This is a genomic window from Pseudomonas jessenii (genome assembly GCF_002236115.1).
Taxonomy (GTDB): Bacteria; Pseudomonadota; Gammaproteobacteria; order Pseudomonadales; family Pseudomonadaceae; genus Aquipseudomonas; species Aquipseudomonas jessenii.
Genome location: NZ_NIWT01000003.1, coordinates 568980 through 585887, shown reverse-complemented (window position 1 = coordinate 585887; position 16908 = coordinate 568980). Strand labels below are relative to the sequence as shown.

Below are 16908 nucleotides of genomic sequence, written 5' to 3'. Positions count from 1 at the left end.
TCTACCGAACCTTGTCCTCGCGCCCGCGCAACAACATGTTCGGCATGGCAATCGCCGCCGCCAGCCCAAGCAATGAAACGGCCGCGCTGACCGTCAGCAAATGCCGGAACGTCAGTAACAATTCGGCACGCAGGGTGTTCTGCGCGTCACCCGGCGCGGCATTCAAACCGTCCAGCAACACATTCCCCGAGCTGCCTTCGGCAATCAGCGACGAACCGGCCAGGTGCGCGAAACTCGAATCCTGCAACAACGCCAACAGCAGCGCCGACATCAACGCCACACCCACGGCACCACCCAGCGAACGGAACAGGTTGGTGGTGCTGGTGGCTACACCGATGTCCTGCTGGTCCACCGAGCTCTGCGTGCCGACCAATGACGTCGGGAACTGCATGCCCGAGGATATCCCGCAGAGCAGCATGAACAGACTGCTCACAACGAACGCCTGCGGCGGGCTGAACGCCATGCCGATAATCGAGACAGGCATCAGCGCCGCACCGGTAAGGATCATCGGTTTGTAGCGTCCGGTGACCGAGGTGCGGCGGCCTGCGAAATACGCGCCAATCGGCAAACCCATGGCCAGGGGCAGCAAGTGCAGGGCGGCGCTGTCGGCACCGGCGCCGGTGACGCTCTGAAAGCGCAGCGGCATCAACACAATCAGCGAGATGGCTTGGAAACTGGTGAAGAAAATCGTGCACCAGCACAGGATCGCATTGCGGTTGGCGAACAGATGCATGGGCAACAACGGTTCTCGCGCCCGTCGCTCGTGGACGACGAACAGCCCCAGCACCAGCACCGCACAAGCGAGCAGCGCCAGCACCTCGGCACTGCGCCACGAATGGCCCTGGCCGACCTGGGTGATGCCCAGCAACAATGCTGTCAGCCCGATGATCATCAGCACGGTGCCCAGGTAGTCGATGATCGGTTTGCGTTGCGGAATCGGCAGGCCCACCAGCGTGCGATAGGCGACCAGCCAGGCGCCCAGGCCCAGTGGCAGGTTGATCAGGAACACCCAGCGCCAGGACAGGTATTCGGTCATGTAACCGCCGAGCACCGGGCCGGCCACGCTGGCCACTGCATACATGCTGCTGAAATAGCCCTGATACCGGCCGCGCTCCCGTGGCGGCACGATGTCACCGATGATCGCCTGGCTCACCGAAATCATCCCGCCGGCCCCGATGCCCTGGAAGATTCGCGCCAGTACCAGTTGTTCCATGCTCTGTGCCATGCCGCAGAACACCGACGCCAGGGTGAACAGGCCCATGCCGAACAGCATCAGCTTGCGCCGCCCGTACAAGTCGCCCAGTTTGCCGTAGATCGGCACCGCCACGGTCATGGCCACCATGTAGCCGGAAATCACCCAGGCCAGCAGGCTGACGTCCTTGAATTGCGCGGAAATGGCCGGCATCGAAACGGCGACGATGGTCTGGTCCAACGCACCGAGAAAGATCGCCAGCATCAGGGCGATCAGCACGCTGCGAATGGCCGGTTTGGGCGTTTCAGGCTGATGGAGATTGGTCACGGGAAAACCTGCGGGCAGTGATTGACCCGCAAGAGGCAAGGCGAGCGGGGATGCTCGCCAGTGTAAGTCGATAGGAAGCTATTCGATAGCCTCATAAGGAAGCCCGACGTAGTTTTCTGCAATGGTTTTGCGACCCGCCTGCGAATCGACAAAATAGTCCAGTTCCGACTCGGCAATGCGCTGGCTAAAGGCATCGTGATCATCAAAGCGGTGCAGCATCGAGGTCATCCACCAGGAAAAACGCTCGGCTTTCCACACCCGGCGCAGGCAGATTTCCGAGTATTTCTCCAGCAGATCAAGGCGATCGTCGCGGTAAACCTTGACCAGGATGTTGAACAGCGTGCTGACGTCACTGGCCGCCAGGTTCAGGCCCTTGGCCCCGGTGGGCGGGACAATGTGCGCGGCATCACCGACGAGGAACATCCGCCCGTACTGCATGGGTTCGACGACGAAGCTGCGCAGCGGCGCGATGCTTTTCTCGATGGACGGGCCGGTCACCAGTTTTTGCGCAAGATCGACCGGCAGGCGGTTTTTGAGTTCGTCCCAGAAGCGTTGATCGGACCAATCCTCGACATTTTCCTCTGCGGGCACTTGCAGGTAATAACGGGTGCGCGTCGGCGAGCGCATGCTGCACAAGGCGAAACCGCGCTCATGGCGCGCGTAGACCAGTTCTTCGTGGACCGGCGGGGTATCGGCCAGAATCCCCAGCCAGCCGAAGGGATAGATCCGTTCGAAGATTTTCAGGCTGTCGGCGGGAATCGATTGTCGCGCCACACCGTGGAAGCCGTCGCAACCGGCGATGTAGTCGCAGTCGAGTCGATATGGCTCGCCGTCCTTCTCAAAAGTGACAAACGCTTCATCGGTTTTCATGCCGTGGGGAACGACGTTGCTGGCCTGGTAAATCGTCTGCGCGCCCACCTCCCGACGAGCGGCCATCAGGTCACGGGTGACCTCGGTCTGGCCGTAGATCATCACCGTCTTGCCGCCGGTCAACGCTTGCAGATCGATGTGTACCTGGCGCCCGTCGAGGGCCAGTTCGAAGCCACCATGGACCAGTCCCTCGGCGTCCATGCGCTGACTCACGCCGGCCTGACGCAACAGCTCTACCATGCCTTGTTCAAGCACGCCGGCGCGGATTCGACCGAGTACATAATCGGGGGTTTGACGTTCGAGAACGATGTTGTCGATGCCGGCGTTGTGCAGCAATTGGCCGAGCAGCAAGCCTGAGGGGCCAGCACCGATAATGGCAACTTGGGTTTTCAGTGTTTTCATTGTTCTTATGACTCGCAAGCTCCACACGACCTGGGCCGGTGAATAATTTTTATGGATCGAGTGCTTGCATTTTTCCCTTGCGAGTCTGTCAATTGAAGGTGAAAACTGAGCCGATAGCTGTACATTCTGCCAATCGGTGCGATTATCGCCCCAGATCAACCCCGAGGCCTGGATTGAAGTGATGAACAAGCCTGACCTGCCTTCGATTCCGGTGTTCAAGCTCTACGGTGAAAGCCTGGATTGGCCGACCCCGGACTTGCTGCACTGTGAAACCATTTCCAAACGCAGTCGCGAACATCATTGGGAAATCAAACCTCACCGCCACGCTGACTTGTGCCAGTTGCTCTTCGTATTCAAAGGTCAGGCCGAGCTTGAAATCGAAGGCAAGCGAACGCAACTGGTGGAGCCGGCAATCCAGATCCTGCCACCGCTGTCGGTGCACGGCTTTCGTTTTTCCGAGGACGTGGAAGGGTTTGTCGTAACCCTGGCCGCGCCGCTGATCGCCCACCTGCAGATGCAGTTGGGGCAATCGGTCAATGCCCTGGCCCAGTCCGAAAGCTACCCGGCAGGCAAGGACGCCGAGTACCTCAACAGCCTGTTCAGCGCCTTGCAGAACGAATACACCAGCCATCAACCGGCGCGGGAAATGCTCATGCATTCGCTGGTCAGCGTGATCGTGGTGTGGGTCAGCCGCCAGGTGATCCAGCGTCGCACCGCCATGGCGCGACCGCAGCGAGCCCGGGAATACCTCAACGGCTTTATTCAACTGGTGGAAGAGACGTATCGCCAGCACGTCAAGGTCGAGGATCTGGCACACCGGCTGGGGATTTCCGTGTCCCACCTCAACGGCACCTGTCGTGAGCTGGCGGGGCAACCGGCGTTGCAGATCATGCATGAGCGGCAATTGCTGGAGGCCAAGCGTTTGCTGACCTACACCAGCATGACCATTTATGAAATGTCCGACGTGTTGGGGTTTTCCGATCCGACCAACTTCACGCGCCTGTTCCGGCGTCGTGTGGGGATTTCGCCCAAAGCGTTTCGCGACCGCTTGAAGGCCGATCAGGACAACGAAGCCTGACCCCCTTCGTTACCGGAGGGCGTTGAGGGTGGCGTTGTGGGGGATGCAGCGCTCGAAGTTGCAGCTCGCGGCTTCACGGGGCAGGTTGCGCAGTTGCTCGACGCGCCAGGCCGCAGCGCCATAAAGCCCGAGCGTGACCGCACAGGTGATGAAAATCGCGAGGTATCTTCTTGTTCTGATGTTCATGGCGTTGACCTCTGAACGAATACCTTTCGGTATTACTTTGAGCATAGGTCAGCGCCGGTGAGTTACCAGCAATAGCGCGGTATTCAGAACACTGATCACCCCTGTGGGAGCGAGCTTGCTCGCGATAGCGGTGGATCAGTCGACATCATGGGTGAATGTTCGGTAGCCATCGCGAGCAAGCTCGCTCCCACAGGGCTTCCATTTACAACCCGATGTCCCATTCCGGTTCTTGCGGAAACCTCACCACCAGAAAATCCAGCAAGCTGCGCAACGCCGCCGGCATGTGCTTGCGCGAGGCATACACCGCATACACGTTCATTTGCCGGGGTTCGGCCGTTGGCAGCAAGCGAATCAACTCGCCGCTGTGGATGTGCACGCCGGCCTGGTAGGTGGGCAGCATCGCCACCCCGGCGCCGGCTATCGTTGCGCGCAGCAGTGTGCTGGCCTCGTTGGCGCTGATGTTGCCTTGCACCGGTACTGAAACCTGCTCGCCGTCCTGTTCGAAATGCCACAGGCTTTTGCCGAAGTAGGAGTGGGTCAGGCAATTGTGCAGGCTCAAGTCCTCGACCCGTTGCGGCACCGGGTGCTCGCGCAAGTAAGCGGGGGACGCGCAGATCACCGAGCGGCAAACCGTCAGGCGGCGGGCGATCAGGTTCGGGTCCAGGTCGTTGCTGGTACGGATCGCCAGGTCGATGCGCTCATCCACCAGGTTCACGGTGCGGTCGAGCATCTGCATGTCGATGCTGACGCCGGGGTAGCGTCGGACATAGGCGGCCATGGCGTCGGCCAATTGCGCCTGGCCGAAGGAGGTGCTGACGCTGATTCGCAGCAAGCCGCGGGGTGCGTCATCCGGTTCGCTGACGGCAGCTTGCATGTCGGTGGATAAATCGAGCATCTGCCGGCAGCGGGGCAGGATCTCGGTGCCAGCGGCGGTAAGGCTCAACTTGCGTGTGGTGCGATGCATCAGGCGCGCGCCGACCCAGTCTTCCAGTTCCGCCAGATACCGCGACACCACCGGCCGTGACAGCTCCAGATGATCGGCGGCGGCCGACTGGCTGCCGAGGTCGACCACCGTGACGAACACACGCATTGCTTGAAGACGATCCATGATTTGCCCGCTTTCAGAAACAAACTATGTTCAAGCATCGCATTTTTTGTACCGAGTCAGGCAACTAAGCTCTGTTCCTCTGTGTAGGAGCGAGCTTGCTCGCGATGGTCGTTAACGATAACGCGGGATACCGGTTATACGCGGCGCCTTCAAGTCCATCGCGAGCAGGCTCGCTCCTACAAAAGGCATCGCCAAACATGGCATCGGGATCACGGAGCAACAGATGATCGGTTTCACCTCACTTAAGCGAGTTTTGCTGGCCACCACCTTCGGTTTTGCCGCCCACGCCAGCGCCTCGACCCTGACGCTGGATGTCTACAACCCCGGCGAAAAAGCCATCTTCCCGGTGACCTCGGTGCTGGTCAGTGGCGAGAAAGAAGCGATCCTGGTGGATGCGCAATTCGGCAAATCCCAGGCCGAACAGGTAGTGGAAAAAATCCGCGCCAGCGGCAAGCAGTTGACCACCATCTACATCAGCCACGGTGACCCGGACTACTACTTCGGCCTCGATACCCTGACGGCCGCATTCCCCAAGGCCAAGGTCCTCGCCTCGCAGCCAACCGTCGACCACATCAAGCACACCGTCGACGGCAAACTGGCATTCTGGGGCCCGAAAATGGGGGCCGACGTGCCTGTAAAAACCATCGTGCCGGACGTGCTCAAGGGTGACAGCCTGATCCTCGAAGGGCAGAAGTTGCAGGTGGTGGGTCTTGAGGGCCCGCAGCCGGATCGCAGCTTTGTGTGGATTCCATCGATCAAGGCCGTGGTTGGTGGTGTCGTGGTGGCGCAAAACATCCACGTCTGGATGGCTGACACGCAAACTCCGCAGTCCCATGCCGATTGGCTGACTACGCTGCATGCCATTGAAACCCTGAAACCGCAGACCGTGGTGCCTGGTCATTACCTTGGCGAGAGCGATCGTTCACTGACGGCCGTGCAGTTCACCGCCGCCTACATCAAGGCCTTCGACGAAGAAACCGCCAAGGCCAAGGATGCTGCCGCGCTGATCGCCGCGATGAAAAAACGCTTCCCGACCCTGGGCGATGAAAGCTCCCTGGAGCTGAGTGCCAAGGTCGCCAAGGGCGAGATGAAGTGGTAACCGGAAGCACATGAAGCTGAAGCAAGTTTTGAGATGAAATTGATTACCTGTGGCGAGGGGGCAAGCCCCCTCGCCACAAAGGTCAGCGCAATTTGATACCGATACTTTCAAGCCAACTGGAGAACGTCATGAGCAAAATCGCAATCATCGGTGCCACCGGTCGTGCCGGTAGCCAAGTGCTGGAAGAAGCCCTGCGTCGCGGTCACAGCGTTACCGCCATTGCCCGCGACACATCGAAAATAGACGCGCGTGAAGGTGTGGTCAGCAAGGCCGTCGATGCCCTTGATGCCGCTGCGTTGCAAGCTGCAATTGCGGGCCATGACGTAGTCATCAGCGCCGCACATTTCGCGACCCTGCCTGCCAGCGCAGTCGTTGGCCCGGTGAAAAAAGCCGGGGTTAAACGTTTGCTGGTAGTGGGCGGGGCGGGCTCGCTGCTATTGCCCGATGGCGCTCGAGTGATCGATAGCGAAGGTTTCCCTGAGGCTTACAAGGCAGAGGCCAGCGCCGGTGCCGAATTCCTCGCAAACCTGCGTGAAGAGCGGGATCTGGACTGGACCTTCCTGTCGCCATCGGCCGAATTTGTCGAGGGCGAGCGCACGGGCAAGTTCCGCATCGGCAAGGACGATTTGCTGGTGAGCAGCGAAGGGCGCAGCTGGATCACGTTCGCCGATTATGCGATCGCGATGCTTGATGAAGTGGAAGCCCCGAAGCATTCGCGACAGCGGTTTACCGTCGGTTATTGAGTTCACTGACCTTCTGTAGGAGCGAGCTCGCTCGCGATGATCGCCAACGATAACGCTGGGAACCTGATACCCCGCGGCGTTCTCAGGTCCATCGCGAGCAAGCTCGCTCCCACAAGGTGGTGCACCAGGATTTTGCGGTTTTACCGCGATTGCGCCTGCTCCACCAACCACCCCATCAATTCACGCAACTTCGGCGAAGGCCCGGGTTTTTCCGGGAACACCAGGTAATAGGCCAGTCCCGTTGTCACCTTCAAATCGAATGGCATGACCAGCCGCCCGGCGTTCAGGTCATCACCGATCAGCGACCAGTCGCCAATCGCCACACCCGTTCCCTGGGACGCCATCGACATCGCCAGGTCCAGTGTTTCGAAGTGCTGGCCCTTGCCGACATTGGTCAAATGCACATCCGCGGCTTTCAACCAGGCTTTCCAGTCCCGTTCATCGCGGGTCGGGTGCAGCAACAGGTGTTGTTGCAGATCGGCCGGATTTTGCAGGGGCATAGGGCCTTCGAGCATCGGTCTGGAACACACCGGCGTGAGTTGTTCGTCGAAGAGTTTTTGCGACATCAATGAATCATCCGGCGGTGCGCCGTACATCACCGCCGCATCGAATTGCTCGCGATGAAAATCCACCCCGTGCTTGACCGTGGTGGTCAGTTCCACCGGCACGTCCGGGCGTTCCCTTTGCCATTGCAACAGACGCGGCAGCAACCAGCGCATGACGCAGGTCGGTGCCTTGAGTTGCAGGGTTTCACGCTTCTCGCCGATCTGTTCAACGGCCTCGTCGATCAGGCCGAAAATCTGCTGCACCCGCGGCAGCCATTCCCGTCCTTCGGCTGTCAGGTCCAGGCCTCGGGCCTGACGGATGAACAATTCATAACCCAGAAAATCTTCCAGACCGGCGATCTGCCGACTCACCGCGCCCTGGGTGATAAACAGCTGTTCGGCGGCCCGGGTGAAATTGCAGCACTGCGCGGTAATCAGAAAAGTGTGCAGCGCCGGCAGGGGAGGCAGTCGTTTCATTGGGATCCAAGGTATGACGTGAGGACATGGCTAGTATGACTTTTTATCCATTGTTGCGGCTACCTGTCGCCCGTTCCAATGAGGCCATTCCCGGGCCTGCGAATCCATCATAAACACAGCGCACGCCCGGCGTCTCAAACGAACAAAAAGGGCAAAGACATGGCGACGTGCGGCGAAGTATTGGTCAAGTTACTCGAAAACTACGGGGTCGAGCAGGTGTTCGGCATTCCAGGGGTACATACCGTGGAGCTGTATCGCGGGCTGGCCCGTTCGAGCATCAACCACGTCACGCCGCGCCATGAACAGGGCGCCGGCTTCATGGCCGACGGCTACGCCCGCACCAGCGGCAAACCGGGTGTGTGCTTCATCATCACCGGCCCTGGCATGACCAACATCACCACCGCCATGGGCCAGGCCTACGCCGATTCGATCCCGATGCTGGTGATCTCCAGCGTGCAATCGCGCAGCCAGTTGGGCGGCGGTCGCGGCAAGCTGCATGAACTGCCGAACCAGGGCGCACTGTGTGCCGGTGTCGCGGCGTTCTCCCACACCCTGATGTCGGCGTCGGAATTGCCGGGTGTGCTGGCTCGCGCCTTTGCACTGTTCCAGGCTGGCCGTCCGCGTCCGGTGCACATCGAAATTCCGCTGGATGTTCTGGTTGAAGAAGCCGACGACTTGCTCGCCAGCCTGCCGGTCAATATCGACCGCGCCGGTGCTTCGCCGAGCGCCGTGTCGCGCATGGCCGAATTGCTGGCCGGCGCCAAGCGTCCGCTGATTCTCGCCGGTGGCGGCGCCATCGACGCGGCCGTCGAGCTGACTGAGCTGGCTGAACTGCTGGACGCGCCGGTCGCCCTGACCATCAATGCCAAGGGCATGCTCGCCTCCGGCCACCCGCTGCTGATCGGCTCGACTCAGAGCCTGGTCGCCACCCGAGCGCTGGTCGCCGAGGCCGACGTGGTACTGGCCATCGGCACTGAACTGGCCGAGACCGACTACGACGTGACCTTCGCCGGTGGCTTCGAAATTCCTGGCAAGCTGCTGCGCGTCGATATCGACCCGGACCAGACCGTGCGCAACTACCCGCCGCACGTGGCGCTGGTGGCCGACTCGCGCAACGCCGCCCAGGCTTTGCTCAGTGCCCTGTCGCACAAATCCCTGGCCGAGCGTCGCAACGATTGGGGACAAGTACGTGCCGCCCGTCTGCGTGAAGACCTGGCCGCAACCTGGGACGCACCGACCCTGGCCCAGACCCGCTTCCTCGAAACCGTGCTGCAGGAACTGCCGGACGCGGTGTTCGTCGGCGATTCGACCCAGCCGGTGTACACCGGCAACCTGACGTTCAACCCGGAGCGTCCGCGTCGCTGGTTCAACTCGTCCACCGGTTACGGCACCCTCGGCTACGCCTTGCCGGCGGCGATTGGCGCCTGGCTGGGTGGCCGCATCGAAGGTGGCGCGCGTCCTCCGGTGGTGTGCCTGATCGGCGACGGTGGCCTGCAGTTCACCTTGCCGGAACTGGCCAGTGCCGTTGAAGCGCGCACCCCGGTCATCGTGCTGCTGTGGAATAACCAGGGCTACGAAGAGATCAAGAAATACATGGTCAACCGCGCCATCGAGCCGGTGGGCGTGGATATCTACACCCCGGACTTCATCGGTGTGGCCAAGGCATTGGGTTGCGCCGCCGAAGCGGTCAGCAGTGTCGAGCAATTGCGCGGCGCATTGCGGGTGGCTACCGATCGCCAGGGCCCGACCCTGATTGAAATCGACCAGACCCAGTGGATGCAGGCGGTGTCGAAATGAGCTTCCCGACGACTCTGGATGGCCTGTACATCAACGGCCAATGGTCGGCCGGCAACGAACACCTGCGGGTGATCAACCCGGCGACCGAAGCCCTGTTGACCACCGTCAATGGCGGCGACGAACGCGCGGTTGATCAAGCCGTGAGCGCGGCGACCCAGGCGTTCGCCGACTGGTCGAAAACCTCGGGCGCCGAACGCGGTGCGATCCTGCGCAAAATCGCCACGGGCGTGCAGGCCAATCGTGAAAAGCTGATGCACTTGCAGTCGAGCAACAACGGCAAGCCGCAGTTCGAAGCCGCGATCGACGTCGATGACGTGATCGCCACGTTCGAGTATTACGCCGGTCTGGCCGAAGGCCTGGATGCCAAACAAGACAGCGCGGTAGAGCTGCCGACCGACGACTTCAGCGCTCGCCTGCGCCGCGAGCCGTGCGGTGTGGTCGGCCTGATCGTGCCGTGGAATTTTCCGATGGTCACCACCGCGTGGAAACTCGCCCCGGCCCTGGCCGCCGGTTGCTGCGTGGTGCTCAAGCCTTCGGAAGTGACGCCGCTGCCGGAACTGGAGCTGGCCGCGATCATCGCTGAAGCCGGTGTGCCGGCGGGTGTCTTTAACCTTGTGTGCGGCACCGGCCTGGCCGTTGGCGCTCCGCTGTCGGCAGACCCGCGCATCGCCAAGGTGTCGTTCACCGGCAGCAATGCCGTTGGCGTGCAGGTCATGCAACGGGCGGCGGAAACCGTCAAAGGCGTGAGCCTGGAACTGGGCGGTAAATCTTCGCTGTTGGTGCTGGCCGATGCCGATCCCGAACTGGCGGTGGAAGTGGCCTGTGGCGGTGGTTTCTTCAACGCCGGGCAGATGTGCTCCGCCACCAGCCGTGTGCTGGTCGCCGATGAACTGGCCGATGAATTCCTGAACCGAGTGAAGGCCCGTGCCGAAGCCATCCGCGTGGCCGACCCGTTCGACCCGAACGTGGAAATGGGCGCGCTGGTCAATCAGGCGCAATACCAGCGCGTGCTCGGTCACATCGATCGCGGTTTGAGTGCCGGTGCCAAGCTGGTTTGCGGTGGCAATCGCCCGGCCGACCTGCCGCGCGGATATTTTTTGCAGCCGACGGTGTTCACCGAAGTGCCCCTCGACAGTGCGTTGTGGAATGAAGAGATTTTCGGCCCGGTGATCTGCGTACGCCGTTTCGCCTCCGAGGCCGAAGCGATTGCCCTGGCCAACGACAGTCAGTTTGGCCTGGTCGCCAGTGTGGTGACGCGCAATGCACAGACCGCCGACCGCGTTGCCAATGCTTTGCAGGCGGGGCTTGTGTGGATCAACGCGCCGCAGGTGATCTTCCCGCAGACCGCCTGGGGCGGCTACAAGCAGAGCAGCATCGGCCGCGAATTGGGGCCATGGGGCTTGCAGGCTTTCCAGGAAATCAAACACGTGATCCGGGCCGTCTGACGCCTGGCACTGTGTAGGAGCGAGCTTGCTCGCGATGGACGCATGGACGACACGGGCTGTCTGATGCCCCGCATTATCGTTGACGTCCATCGCGAGCAAGCTCGCTCCCACAAGGAAAAGGAGGCATGCGCTGGCGTCATGGCTTCAATGAGTTTTTATCGATAGTCAGGTGTTTTACGCGACCTCAGGATGAACTTGCCGGCTCAGCCAAGCCCCCGAAAATACGAGGGCTAACGCTGGTCCGGTCGCGCGGATGCAACAGTTTCGACCTGCCTTATACCTACAAAAACAAAGGGAGTCCGTAATGGGCGAGCATGATCTGAACAGACGTCAATTCATCAAGACCGTGGGCGTAGCCTCGGTTGCAGCGGCAGCCATGAGCATGCCGTTCATCAAGGCCAATGCCAGCGACACACGCTTTGCCGGCAAGACCCTTCGTCTGCTGACCTGGTCCGATGACACCGGCCTGGCCGCACTGCGCAACATCGCCGCGACGTTCGAAGACAAGTACGGCTGCAAGGTCATCGCTGACCGCACCGGCAGTACCTCGGAAATGGTCGCCAAACTCAAGGCCGGCGGTGATCGTCCGCAGTACGACATCATCACCCTGGCAGGCGTTGGCGCCGAAGGTCTGGCCGCCGCCAACCTGCTGGAAAAACCCGACCTCAACCGCATTCCCAACCTCGTCGATGTACCGGAGAAATACCGCACCGGCGCCAATGGCCACGGTATCGGTTACCTGCTGTGGTGCAACAGCCTGGTCTACAGCACCCGCACCCAGAAAGAAGCCCCGACCAGCTACGCCTCCCTGTGGGATGCCGACGCGGCGCCGAACATCTTCCTGCCGCCGCCGAACTGGACCGAGGCCATGGACCTGATCATCATCGCCGCCAAACTGGCCGGTGGTGACGAACACAACATCGAGCCTGGCTTCAAGAAGCTCGCCGAGCTGAAGGATCGTGTGGTGACCCTGGGTGAAAACCCGAACCAGATCGCCGAACTGTTCCGCACCGGTTCCCTGGACATGGGCGGCCTGTACGCACCAGCCTTCTTCCCGAAACAGATCCGCGATCCGAACTACGGCCTGGGCGCCACGTTCGGCATGAAGGAAGGTTTCTACACCGACCTGATGCTGTCGGTGATGCCGAAGAACCGTCCGGGCGATACCGACATGGCCTACGCCTTCATCAACCACTCTCTGGACCCGCTGGTGCAGGGCAAGATGGCTGAAGACATCTACAACGGCCCGGTTAACGCCAAGGCGATCATTTCTGCCGAAGCACGCAAGAGCCCGTACATCCTCACGCCGGAGCAGATTGCCGAGAAGGCGATCATGCACGACAACGCCTTCCTGGCCAGCGTGCATGACCAATGGATTCGTCGTTACACGGAAATCTTTTCTTCCTGATCGAGTGACGTACACAGGATCTTCAAACACTGAAGATCCCCTGTGGGAGCGAGCTTGCTCGCGATATCGGAGTGTCAGTCGACATCATTGGCGACTGACAAGCAGTCATCGCGAGCAAGCTCGCTCCCACAAGGGGGCAAAGTGACCTTGAGGCTTGTGTTTGTCAGCTGCTGTCCATTGACGAGACCCTTTGCTATGGAACACCAACCTCTGACTCATCCGCTGAGTGCCGCCCCCGTGCGCGCCGCTCGGGGTGTTTCGCCGACCGCGCGCGCCTGGCTTTTCCTCACGCCGTCGATGCTGTTTCTCGGCGTTTTGATTGCCGCGAGCCTGCTGGTACTGCGCATGAGCGTGGGCACCAAAGGCGCGGAATGGTCCGGGTTCAGCCTGGCCAGTTACGCCCAGTTGCTGGAACCCTATTACCTCAAGTCGCTGATGCTGACCCTGCGCCTGGCGCTGATCAGCGCGGTGATCGCAGTGATTCTGGCGATCCCGGTGGCCTACACCATGTCGCGCCTGACCTCGCCGTTCGTGCGACGGATCTTCCTGGCGGCGGTGTTGCTGCCATTGCTGGTCAACCTGCTGCTGCAAAGCTACGGCTGGCTGGTGATCCTCGGCCCTGGCGGCATGCTCAACCAGGCACTGATGGGCCTGGGCCTGATCAAGCGCCCGATCATGCTGTTGTACAACCAGAACGGCGTGTTGATGGGCCTGGTGCAAACCGCCTTCCCGCTGGCCGTGTTGCCGATTGCCAGCGCCATGCGCGGTGTCGCCCGCAGCTACGAAGAAGCTGCCGCCACCCTGGGCGCCAGTCGCTTCCAGGTGTTCCGCCAGGTGGTATTGCCGATGAGTCTGCCGGGGATCATTACCGGTGCGACCCTGGTGTTCGCCTACAACGCCAGCAGTTTCGTGGTGCCCTTGCTGCTCGGAGGTCGGCGCGTGCCCATGCTGGCGGTGATGGTGCATGACCAGATCGCCCCGCTGATGAACTGGCCCGCCGCGTCTGCTGCCGGCGTGGTGCTGATCGTCACCACCCTCGCGATCATGACCTTGTCCGAATACATCACTGGCCGTCGTCGGCGCATGCTGGAGGCTTCCCAATGAGCACCCTGACCAAAAAGCGTTATGGGCTGTTGCCCGGCGAGACCGGCAAGTTTGCCGGCATCCTTTCCGGCTTCATCCTGCTGCTGGCGGTACTGCCGATCCTGACCATGATCGTCATGTCCTTCAGCGGCGCGTCGAACCTCGACTTCCCGCCGAGCAGCTACAGCCTGCAATGGTACAAGGCCGCCTGGCACACCTTCGTGTCGCCGGACGCCAGTGACGTCCTGAGCCTCGGCCAGGCCATGAGCACCAGTTTGCTGGTGTCGTGCCTGACCATGATTTTCGCCACGATCATCGCGGTGCCGGCGGCCTACGCGCTGACCCGTTGCGAGTTCCGCGGCAAGGCCGTGGCGCTGCAGCTAATGTCGTTGCCGCTGGTGTTTCCGATGGTGGTGTTGGGCCTGGCGTTGCTGCTGGTGTTCGACAGCCTGCCATTCCACATGACCACCTCGCGCCTGGTGATTGCCCATGTGATCCTCGCGTTGCCATTCGTGGTGAAGAACTGCACGGCGGCGATGCTCTCCATCGGCAGCGAAGTCGAAGAGGCCGCGCAAATGCTCGGTGCTTCACCGCTGCGGGCGATTGTCGATGTGGTGGTGCCGTTGATGAAGTCGGGGATCCTGGCGGGCATGCTGCTGGCGTTCATCGTCTCGTTCAACGAATTCACCGTGACCTATTTCCTCTACACCATCGACGTCATGACCGTGCCGATCTGGATGTACAGCCGCACTGTGTCTTCGCTCGACCCAACCGTATTTTCGTTTGCCGTGCTGATCGTGCTGATCGACTTCGTCCTCATCTGGGCGCTGGAGAAGCTGGTTGGTGAAGGTGGCGTTTCGTTCTGATTTCTTGAGGTGATTCTTATGTCTGGTCTGATTCTGGAAAACGTCGAGAAACATTACGGCTCGGCCTGCGCGGTAAAGGATGTAAACCTGCATTTGCCCGAGGGCAAACTGGTGTGTTTCCTCGGTCCTTCGGGCTGTGGCAAAACCACCTTGCTGCGCATGATTGCCGGGCTGGAAACCCTGAGCGGTGGCGAGATTCGCCTGGACGGTGAAGACATCGGCCACACCCCGGCGCATCTGCGTAATTTCGGCATGGTGTTCCAGTCGCTGGCGCTGTTCCCGCACATGACGGTGGGGGAGAACATCGCCTATCCGCTGAAACTGCGTGGCGTCAGCAAGGCTGACCAGCAGGCGCGGGTGGTGGAATTGCTGGAACTGATCCAGCTGCAAGCGATGATCAATCGTCCGGTGGCCAAGCTGTCCGGCGGCCAACGCCAGCGCGTGGCGATTGCCCGGGCGATTGCCAATCACCCGAAAATCCTCCTGCTCGACGAGCCTCTGTCGGCGCTGGATGCCAAGCTGCGCGAGTCGATGCAGGTGGAAATCCGCCAACTGCAACAACGCCTGAACATCACCACCATCATGGTGACCCACGACCAGCGCGAGGCCATGACCATGGCCGATATCGTGGTCGTATTGGGTGAGCACAAGGTGCAGCAGGTGGGCACGCCGATCGAGATCTATCGTCACCCGGCCAACGAGTTCGTCGCGGACTTCATCGGCTCGGGCAACATCTTCCCGGCCACGGTGCTGGGTAACGGCAAGGTCAGTTTGCCGGGCGGCGATGCGCTGCAAGTACCGATCTGCAGCAGCATCGTGGTCGGTGAAAAGGTGAAGATGCTGATTCGCCCGGAAGACCTGCAACTGTCCGCACCCCAGGCGACCGCGGGCAACCGTTTGCTGGGCAAGGTGACGTTCGTGCGCGATATCGGCGCGACCATCGAGACCACGGTGGAGTGTTCCGGGGTGTCGTTTACCGCGCTGAGCACGCCATGTCAGGGCTTTGGCCTGAGCGTTGGTCATCCGGTGTCGGTGACCTTGCCGGTGGAGGCATGCCGGGTACTGGGCGCCTGATCCGGATTTGATGTTGGCCTCACTGGCCTCATCGCGAGCAAGCTCGCTCCCACACTATCGGTGTACACCGGACCCTGTGGGAGCGAGCTTGCTCGCGATGGGGTCGGCACAACCAACACAAATTCTGGATCAGACTGACAACCGCAACCGCGCCAGATCCCGCAACGGTGGCGCCCCGAACAACCGGCTGTACTCTCGGCTGAACTGCGACGGACTTTCATACCCGACCCGATAGCCCGCCGCCGAAGCCTCCAGCCCTTCGGCGAGCATCAGCCGCCGTGCTTCCTGCAGGCGCAACTGCTTCTGATACTGCAACGGACTCATCGCCGTCATCGCCTTGAAGCGGTGATGCAGCGTCGACACGCTCAGGTTCACTTCCTTGGCCAATTCATCAATGCGCAACGGCTGTTCGAAATTGCCGTTGAGCCATTTGATCGCCTGGCTGATGCGATGGCTCTGACTGTTGGCGATGGCGATTTCGTACAGCCGATGCCCCTGTTTGCTGCGCAACAGGCGATAGAGGATCTCCCGGCGAATCAGCGGCGCGAGCATGGCGATGTCTTTTGGCGTGTCCAGTAATCGTGCCAGGCGCAGCACGGCGTCGAGCATCGCGGTGTCGAGTTTTTCGACATAGAGCCCGCGCCCGGTCGGCCGGGTGGGCACGCCGAGGGGGCCGGCGTCAGCGATCAGTGCGGTGATTTCCGTCGGGTCGATGTCCAGGCGCAAGGCCAGGATCGGTTCCTCAGGCGAGACATCCACCACTCGTCCACTGAGCGGCATCGAGACCGAGACCACCAGGTAGTTCAGCGGGTCGTAGTTGAAGTATTCGTTGGCCAGCTGAACTTCCTTGCGCCCCTGGGCCATGATGCACAGCGCCGGTTGCGCGAGCACCGGGGCGAACTCGTGGGACTGGCTGTGGCGGGACATGAACAGCGAGCCGATGGCCGTGGCATAACTGCCATCTTCGGCGGTGTTGCGGCGGATGATGGCCGCCAGTTCCGCGCGCTGCTTTTCCATGTCGGTGTCCAGCGGGGCTTGAAAGTGATCGAGCGACGACATGCGAGGCATCCTCGGCAAGGCATGAAGGGAGTGGTGCAGAGCATAAGTTTGTGCAAGCGACAGCGGTAGACACATCCTGCCGGATGCTTGCCTGATTCTGCCTGGGGGCGACCGGCGGTGTAGCCAATAGAGCCTTGTGCCGCAAGAAC

The 16908-nt window shown here is 61.1% G+C and carries 15 protein-coding genes; 9 read left to right on the top strand and 6 right to left on the bottom strand.

Features of this window, described 5'->3' with window-relative positions; all coding sequences use genetic code 11:
• Position 1: 1 nt before the first annotated feature.
• Together PSJE_RS11875 and pobA are read right to left on the bottom strand one after the other, a co-directional pair.
• Complete coding sequence (locus PSJE_RS11875; RefSeq protein ID WP_090457500.1) at positions 2-1519, bottom strand: MDR family MFS transporter; 1518 nt, start codon at positions 1517-1519, stop codon at positions 2-4.
• A gap of 78 nt (positions 1520-1597) precedes the next feature.
• A complete protein-coding gene (gene pobA, locus PSJE_RS11870) occupies positions 1598-2791 on the bottom strand; it encodes a 4-hydroxybenzoate 3-monooxygenase (protein WP_090457498.1) in 1194 nt (397 codons plus the stop codon).
• A 181-nt stretch (positions 2792-2972) separates the two neighbouring features.
• Between pobA and PSJE_RS11865 the strand changes: the two genes are divergently transcribed.
• Complete coding sequence (locus tag PSJE_RS11865) at positions 2973-3869, top strand: helix-turn-helix domain-containing protein (protein ID WP_090457497.1); 897 nt, start codon at positions 2973-2975, stop codon at positions 3867-3869.
• 9 nt (positions 3870-3878) lie between these two features.
• On the opposite strand, the gene PSJE_RS31295 is transcribed toward PSJE_RS11865, so the two are convergent.
• Both PSJE_RS31295 and PSJE_RS11850 read right to left on the bottom strand, forming a co-directional pair.
• Entirely contained in the window at positions 3879-4055 is a 177-nt protein-coding gene (locus PSJE_RS31295; protein WP_007978514.1) for a hypothetical protein, read from the bottom strand.
• A gap of 202 nt (positions 4056-4257) precedes the next feature.
• Positions 4258-5163, bottom strand: a complete 906-nt coding sequence (locus PSJE_RS11850; protein ID WP_208601468.1) for a LysR family transcriptional regulator — start codon at positions 5161-5163, stop codon at positions 4258-4260.
• A 223-nt stretch (positions 5164-5386) separates the two neighbouring features.
• Between PSJE_RS11850 and PSJE_RS11845 the strand changes: the two genes are divergently transcribed.
• Both PSJE_RS11845 and PSJE_RS11840 read left to right on the top strand, forming a co-directional pair.
• A complete protein-coding gene (locus tag PSJE_RS11845; protein WP_090457492.1) occupies positions 5387-6262 on the top strand; it encodes an MBL fold metallo-hydrolase in 876 nt (291 codons plus the stop codon).
• A 128-nt stretch (positions 6263-6390) separates the two neighbouring features.
• Positions 6391-7005: an NAD(P)-dependent oxidoreductase gene (locus PSJE_RS11840; RefSeq protein ID WP_090457490.1), complete on the top strand. Its 615-nt coding sequence runs from the start codon at positions 6391-6393 to the stop codon at positions 7003-7005.
• Positions 7006-7145: 140 nt separating this feature from the next.
• On the opposite strand, the gene PSJE_RS11830 is transcribed toward PSJE_RS11840, so the two are convergent.
• Positions 7146-8027 carry a LysR substrate-binding domain-containing protein gene (locus PSJE_RS11830; protein ID WP_090457487.1) on the bottom strand — a complete coding sequence of 294 codons (882 nt, stop codon included), beginning with the start codon at positions 8025-8027 and terminating at the stop codon, positions 7146-7148.
• Positions 8028-8186: 159 nt separating this feature from the next.
• Between PSJE_RS11830 and PSJE_RS11825 the strand changes: the two genes are divergently transcribed.
• The 6 genes from PSJE_RS11825 (at position 8187) to PSJE_RS11800 (ending at position 15700) form a co-directional block, all read left to right on the top strand.
• On the top strand, positions 8187-9824 hold the full coding sequence (locus tag PSJE_RS11825) for a 5-guanidino-2-oxopentanoate decarboxylase (RefSeq protein ID WP_057713474.1): 1638 nt from the start codon (positions 8187-8189) through the stop codon (positions 9822-9824).
• The gene (locus PSJE_RS11820) at positions 9821-11269 is read left to right on the top strand and encodes an aldehyde dehydrogenase family protein (RefSeq protein WP_057713475.1); all 1449 of its coding nucleotides are present in this window, start codon (positions 9821-9823) and stop codon (positions 11267-11269) included. The genes PSJE_RS11825 and PSJE_RS11820 overlap by 4 nt, the downstream gene beginning before the upstream one ends.
• A gap of 304 nt (positions 11270-11573) precedes the next feature.
• Entirely contained in the window at positions 11574-12677 is a 1104-nt protein-coding gene (locus PSJE_RS11815) for an extracellular solute-binding protein (protein WP_057713476.1), read from the top strand.
• A 195-nt stretch (positions 12678-12872) separates the two neighbouring features.
• Positions 12873-13781, top strand: a complete 909-nt coding sequence (locus PSJE_RS11810) for an ABC transporter permease (protein ID WP_057713477.1) — start codon at positions 12873-12875, stop codon at positions 13779-13781.
• Positions 13778-14626 (top strand): ABC transporter permease, encoded by an 849-nt coding sequence (locus tag PSJE_RS11805; RefSeq protein ID WP_007978496.1) that lies wholly within the window; start codon positions 13778-13780, stop codon positions 14624-14626. The genes PSJE_RS11810 and PSJE_RS11805 overlap by 4 nt, the downstream gene beginning before the upstream one ends.
• An 18-nt stretch (positions 14627-14644) precedes the next feature.
• The gene (locus PSJE_RS11800) at positions 14645-15700 is read left to right on the top strand and encodes an ABC transporter ATP-binding protein (protein ID WP_057713479.1); all 1056 of its coding nucleotides are present in this window, start codon (positions 14645-14647) and stop codon (positions 15698-15700) included.
• Positions 15701-15829: 129 nt separating this feature from the next.
• On the opposite strand, the gene PSJE_RS11795 is transcribed toward PSJE_RS11800, so the two are convergent.
• Positions 15830-16759, bottom strand: a complete 930-nt coding sequence (locus PSJE_RS11795) for an AraC family transcriptional regulator (RefSeq protein ID WP_090457485.1) — start codon at positions 16757-16759, stop codon at positions 15830-15832.
• Positions 16760-16908 lie beyond the last annotated feature (149 nt).

What these genes read in the sequence shown, in the direction of transcription:
- pobA (WP_090457498.1), bottom strand. Translation starts at nt 2,791, where the DNA reads ATGAAAACACTGAAAACCCAAGTTGCCATTATCGGTGCTGGCCCCTCA.
- PSJE_RS11865 (WP_090457497.1), top strand. Translation starts at nt 2,973, where the DNA reads ATGAACAAGCCTGACCTGCCTTCGATTCCGGTGTTCAAGCTCTACGGT.
- PSJE_RS31295 (WP_007978514.1), bottom strand. Translation starts at nt 4,055, where the DNA reads ATGAACATCAGAACAAGAAGATACCTCGCGATTTTCATCACCTGTGCG.
- PSJE_RS11850 (WP_208601468.1), bottom strand. Translation starts at nt 5,163, where the DNA reads ATGGATCGTCTTCAAGCAATGCGTGTGTTCGTCACGGTGGTCGACCTC.
- PSJE_RS11845 (WP_090457492.1), top strand. Translation starts at nt 5,387, where the DNA reads ATGATCGGTTTCACCTCACTTAAGCGAGTTTTGCTGGCCACCACCTTC.
- PSJE_RS11840 (WP_090457490.1), top strand. Translation starts at nt 6,391, where the DNA reads ATGAGCAAAATCGCAATCATCGGTGCCACCGGTCGTGCCGGTAGCCAA.
- PSJE_RS11830 (WP_090457487.1), bottom strand. Translation starts at nt 8,027, where the DNA reads ATGAAACGACTGCCTCCCCTGCCGGCGCTGCACACTTTTCTGATTACC.
- PSJE_RS11825 (WP_057713474.1), top strand. Translation starts at nt 8,187, where the DNA reads ATGGCGACGTGCGGCGAAGTATTGGTCAAGTTACTCGAAAACTACGGG.
- PSJE_RS11820 (WP_057713475.1), top strand. Translation starts at nt 9,821, where the DNA reads ATGAGCTTCCCGACGACTCTGGATGGCCTGTACATCAACGGCCAATGG.
- PSJE_RS11815 (WP_057713476.1), top strand. Translation starts at nt 11,574, where the DNA reads ATGGGCGAGCATGATCTGAACAGACGTCAATTCATCAAGACCGTGGGC.
- PSJE_RS11810 (WP_057713477.1), top strand. Translation starts at nt 12,873, where the DNA reads ATGGAACACCAACCTCTGACTCATCCGCTGAGTGCCGCCCCCGTGCGC.
- PSJE_RS11805 (WP_007978496.1), top strand. Translation starts at nt 13,778, where the DNA reads ATGAGCACCCTGACCAAAAAGCGTTATGGGCTGTTGCCCGGCGAGACC.
- PSJE_RS11800 (WP_057713479.1), top strand. Translation starts at nt 14,645, where the DNA reads ATGTCTGGTCTGATTCTGGAAAACGTCGAGAAACATTACGGCTCGGCC.
- PSJE_RS11795 (WP_090457485.1), bottom strand. Translation starts at nt 16,759, where the DNA reads ATGTCGTCGCTCGATCACTTTCAAGCCCCGCTGGACACCGACATGGAA.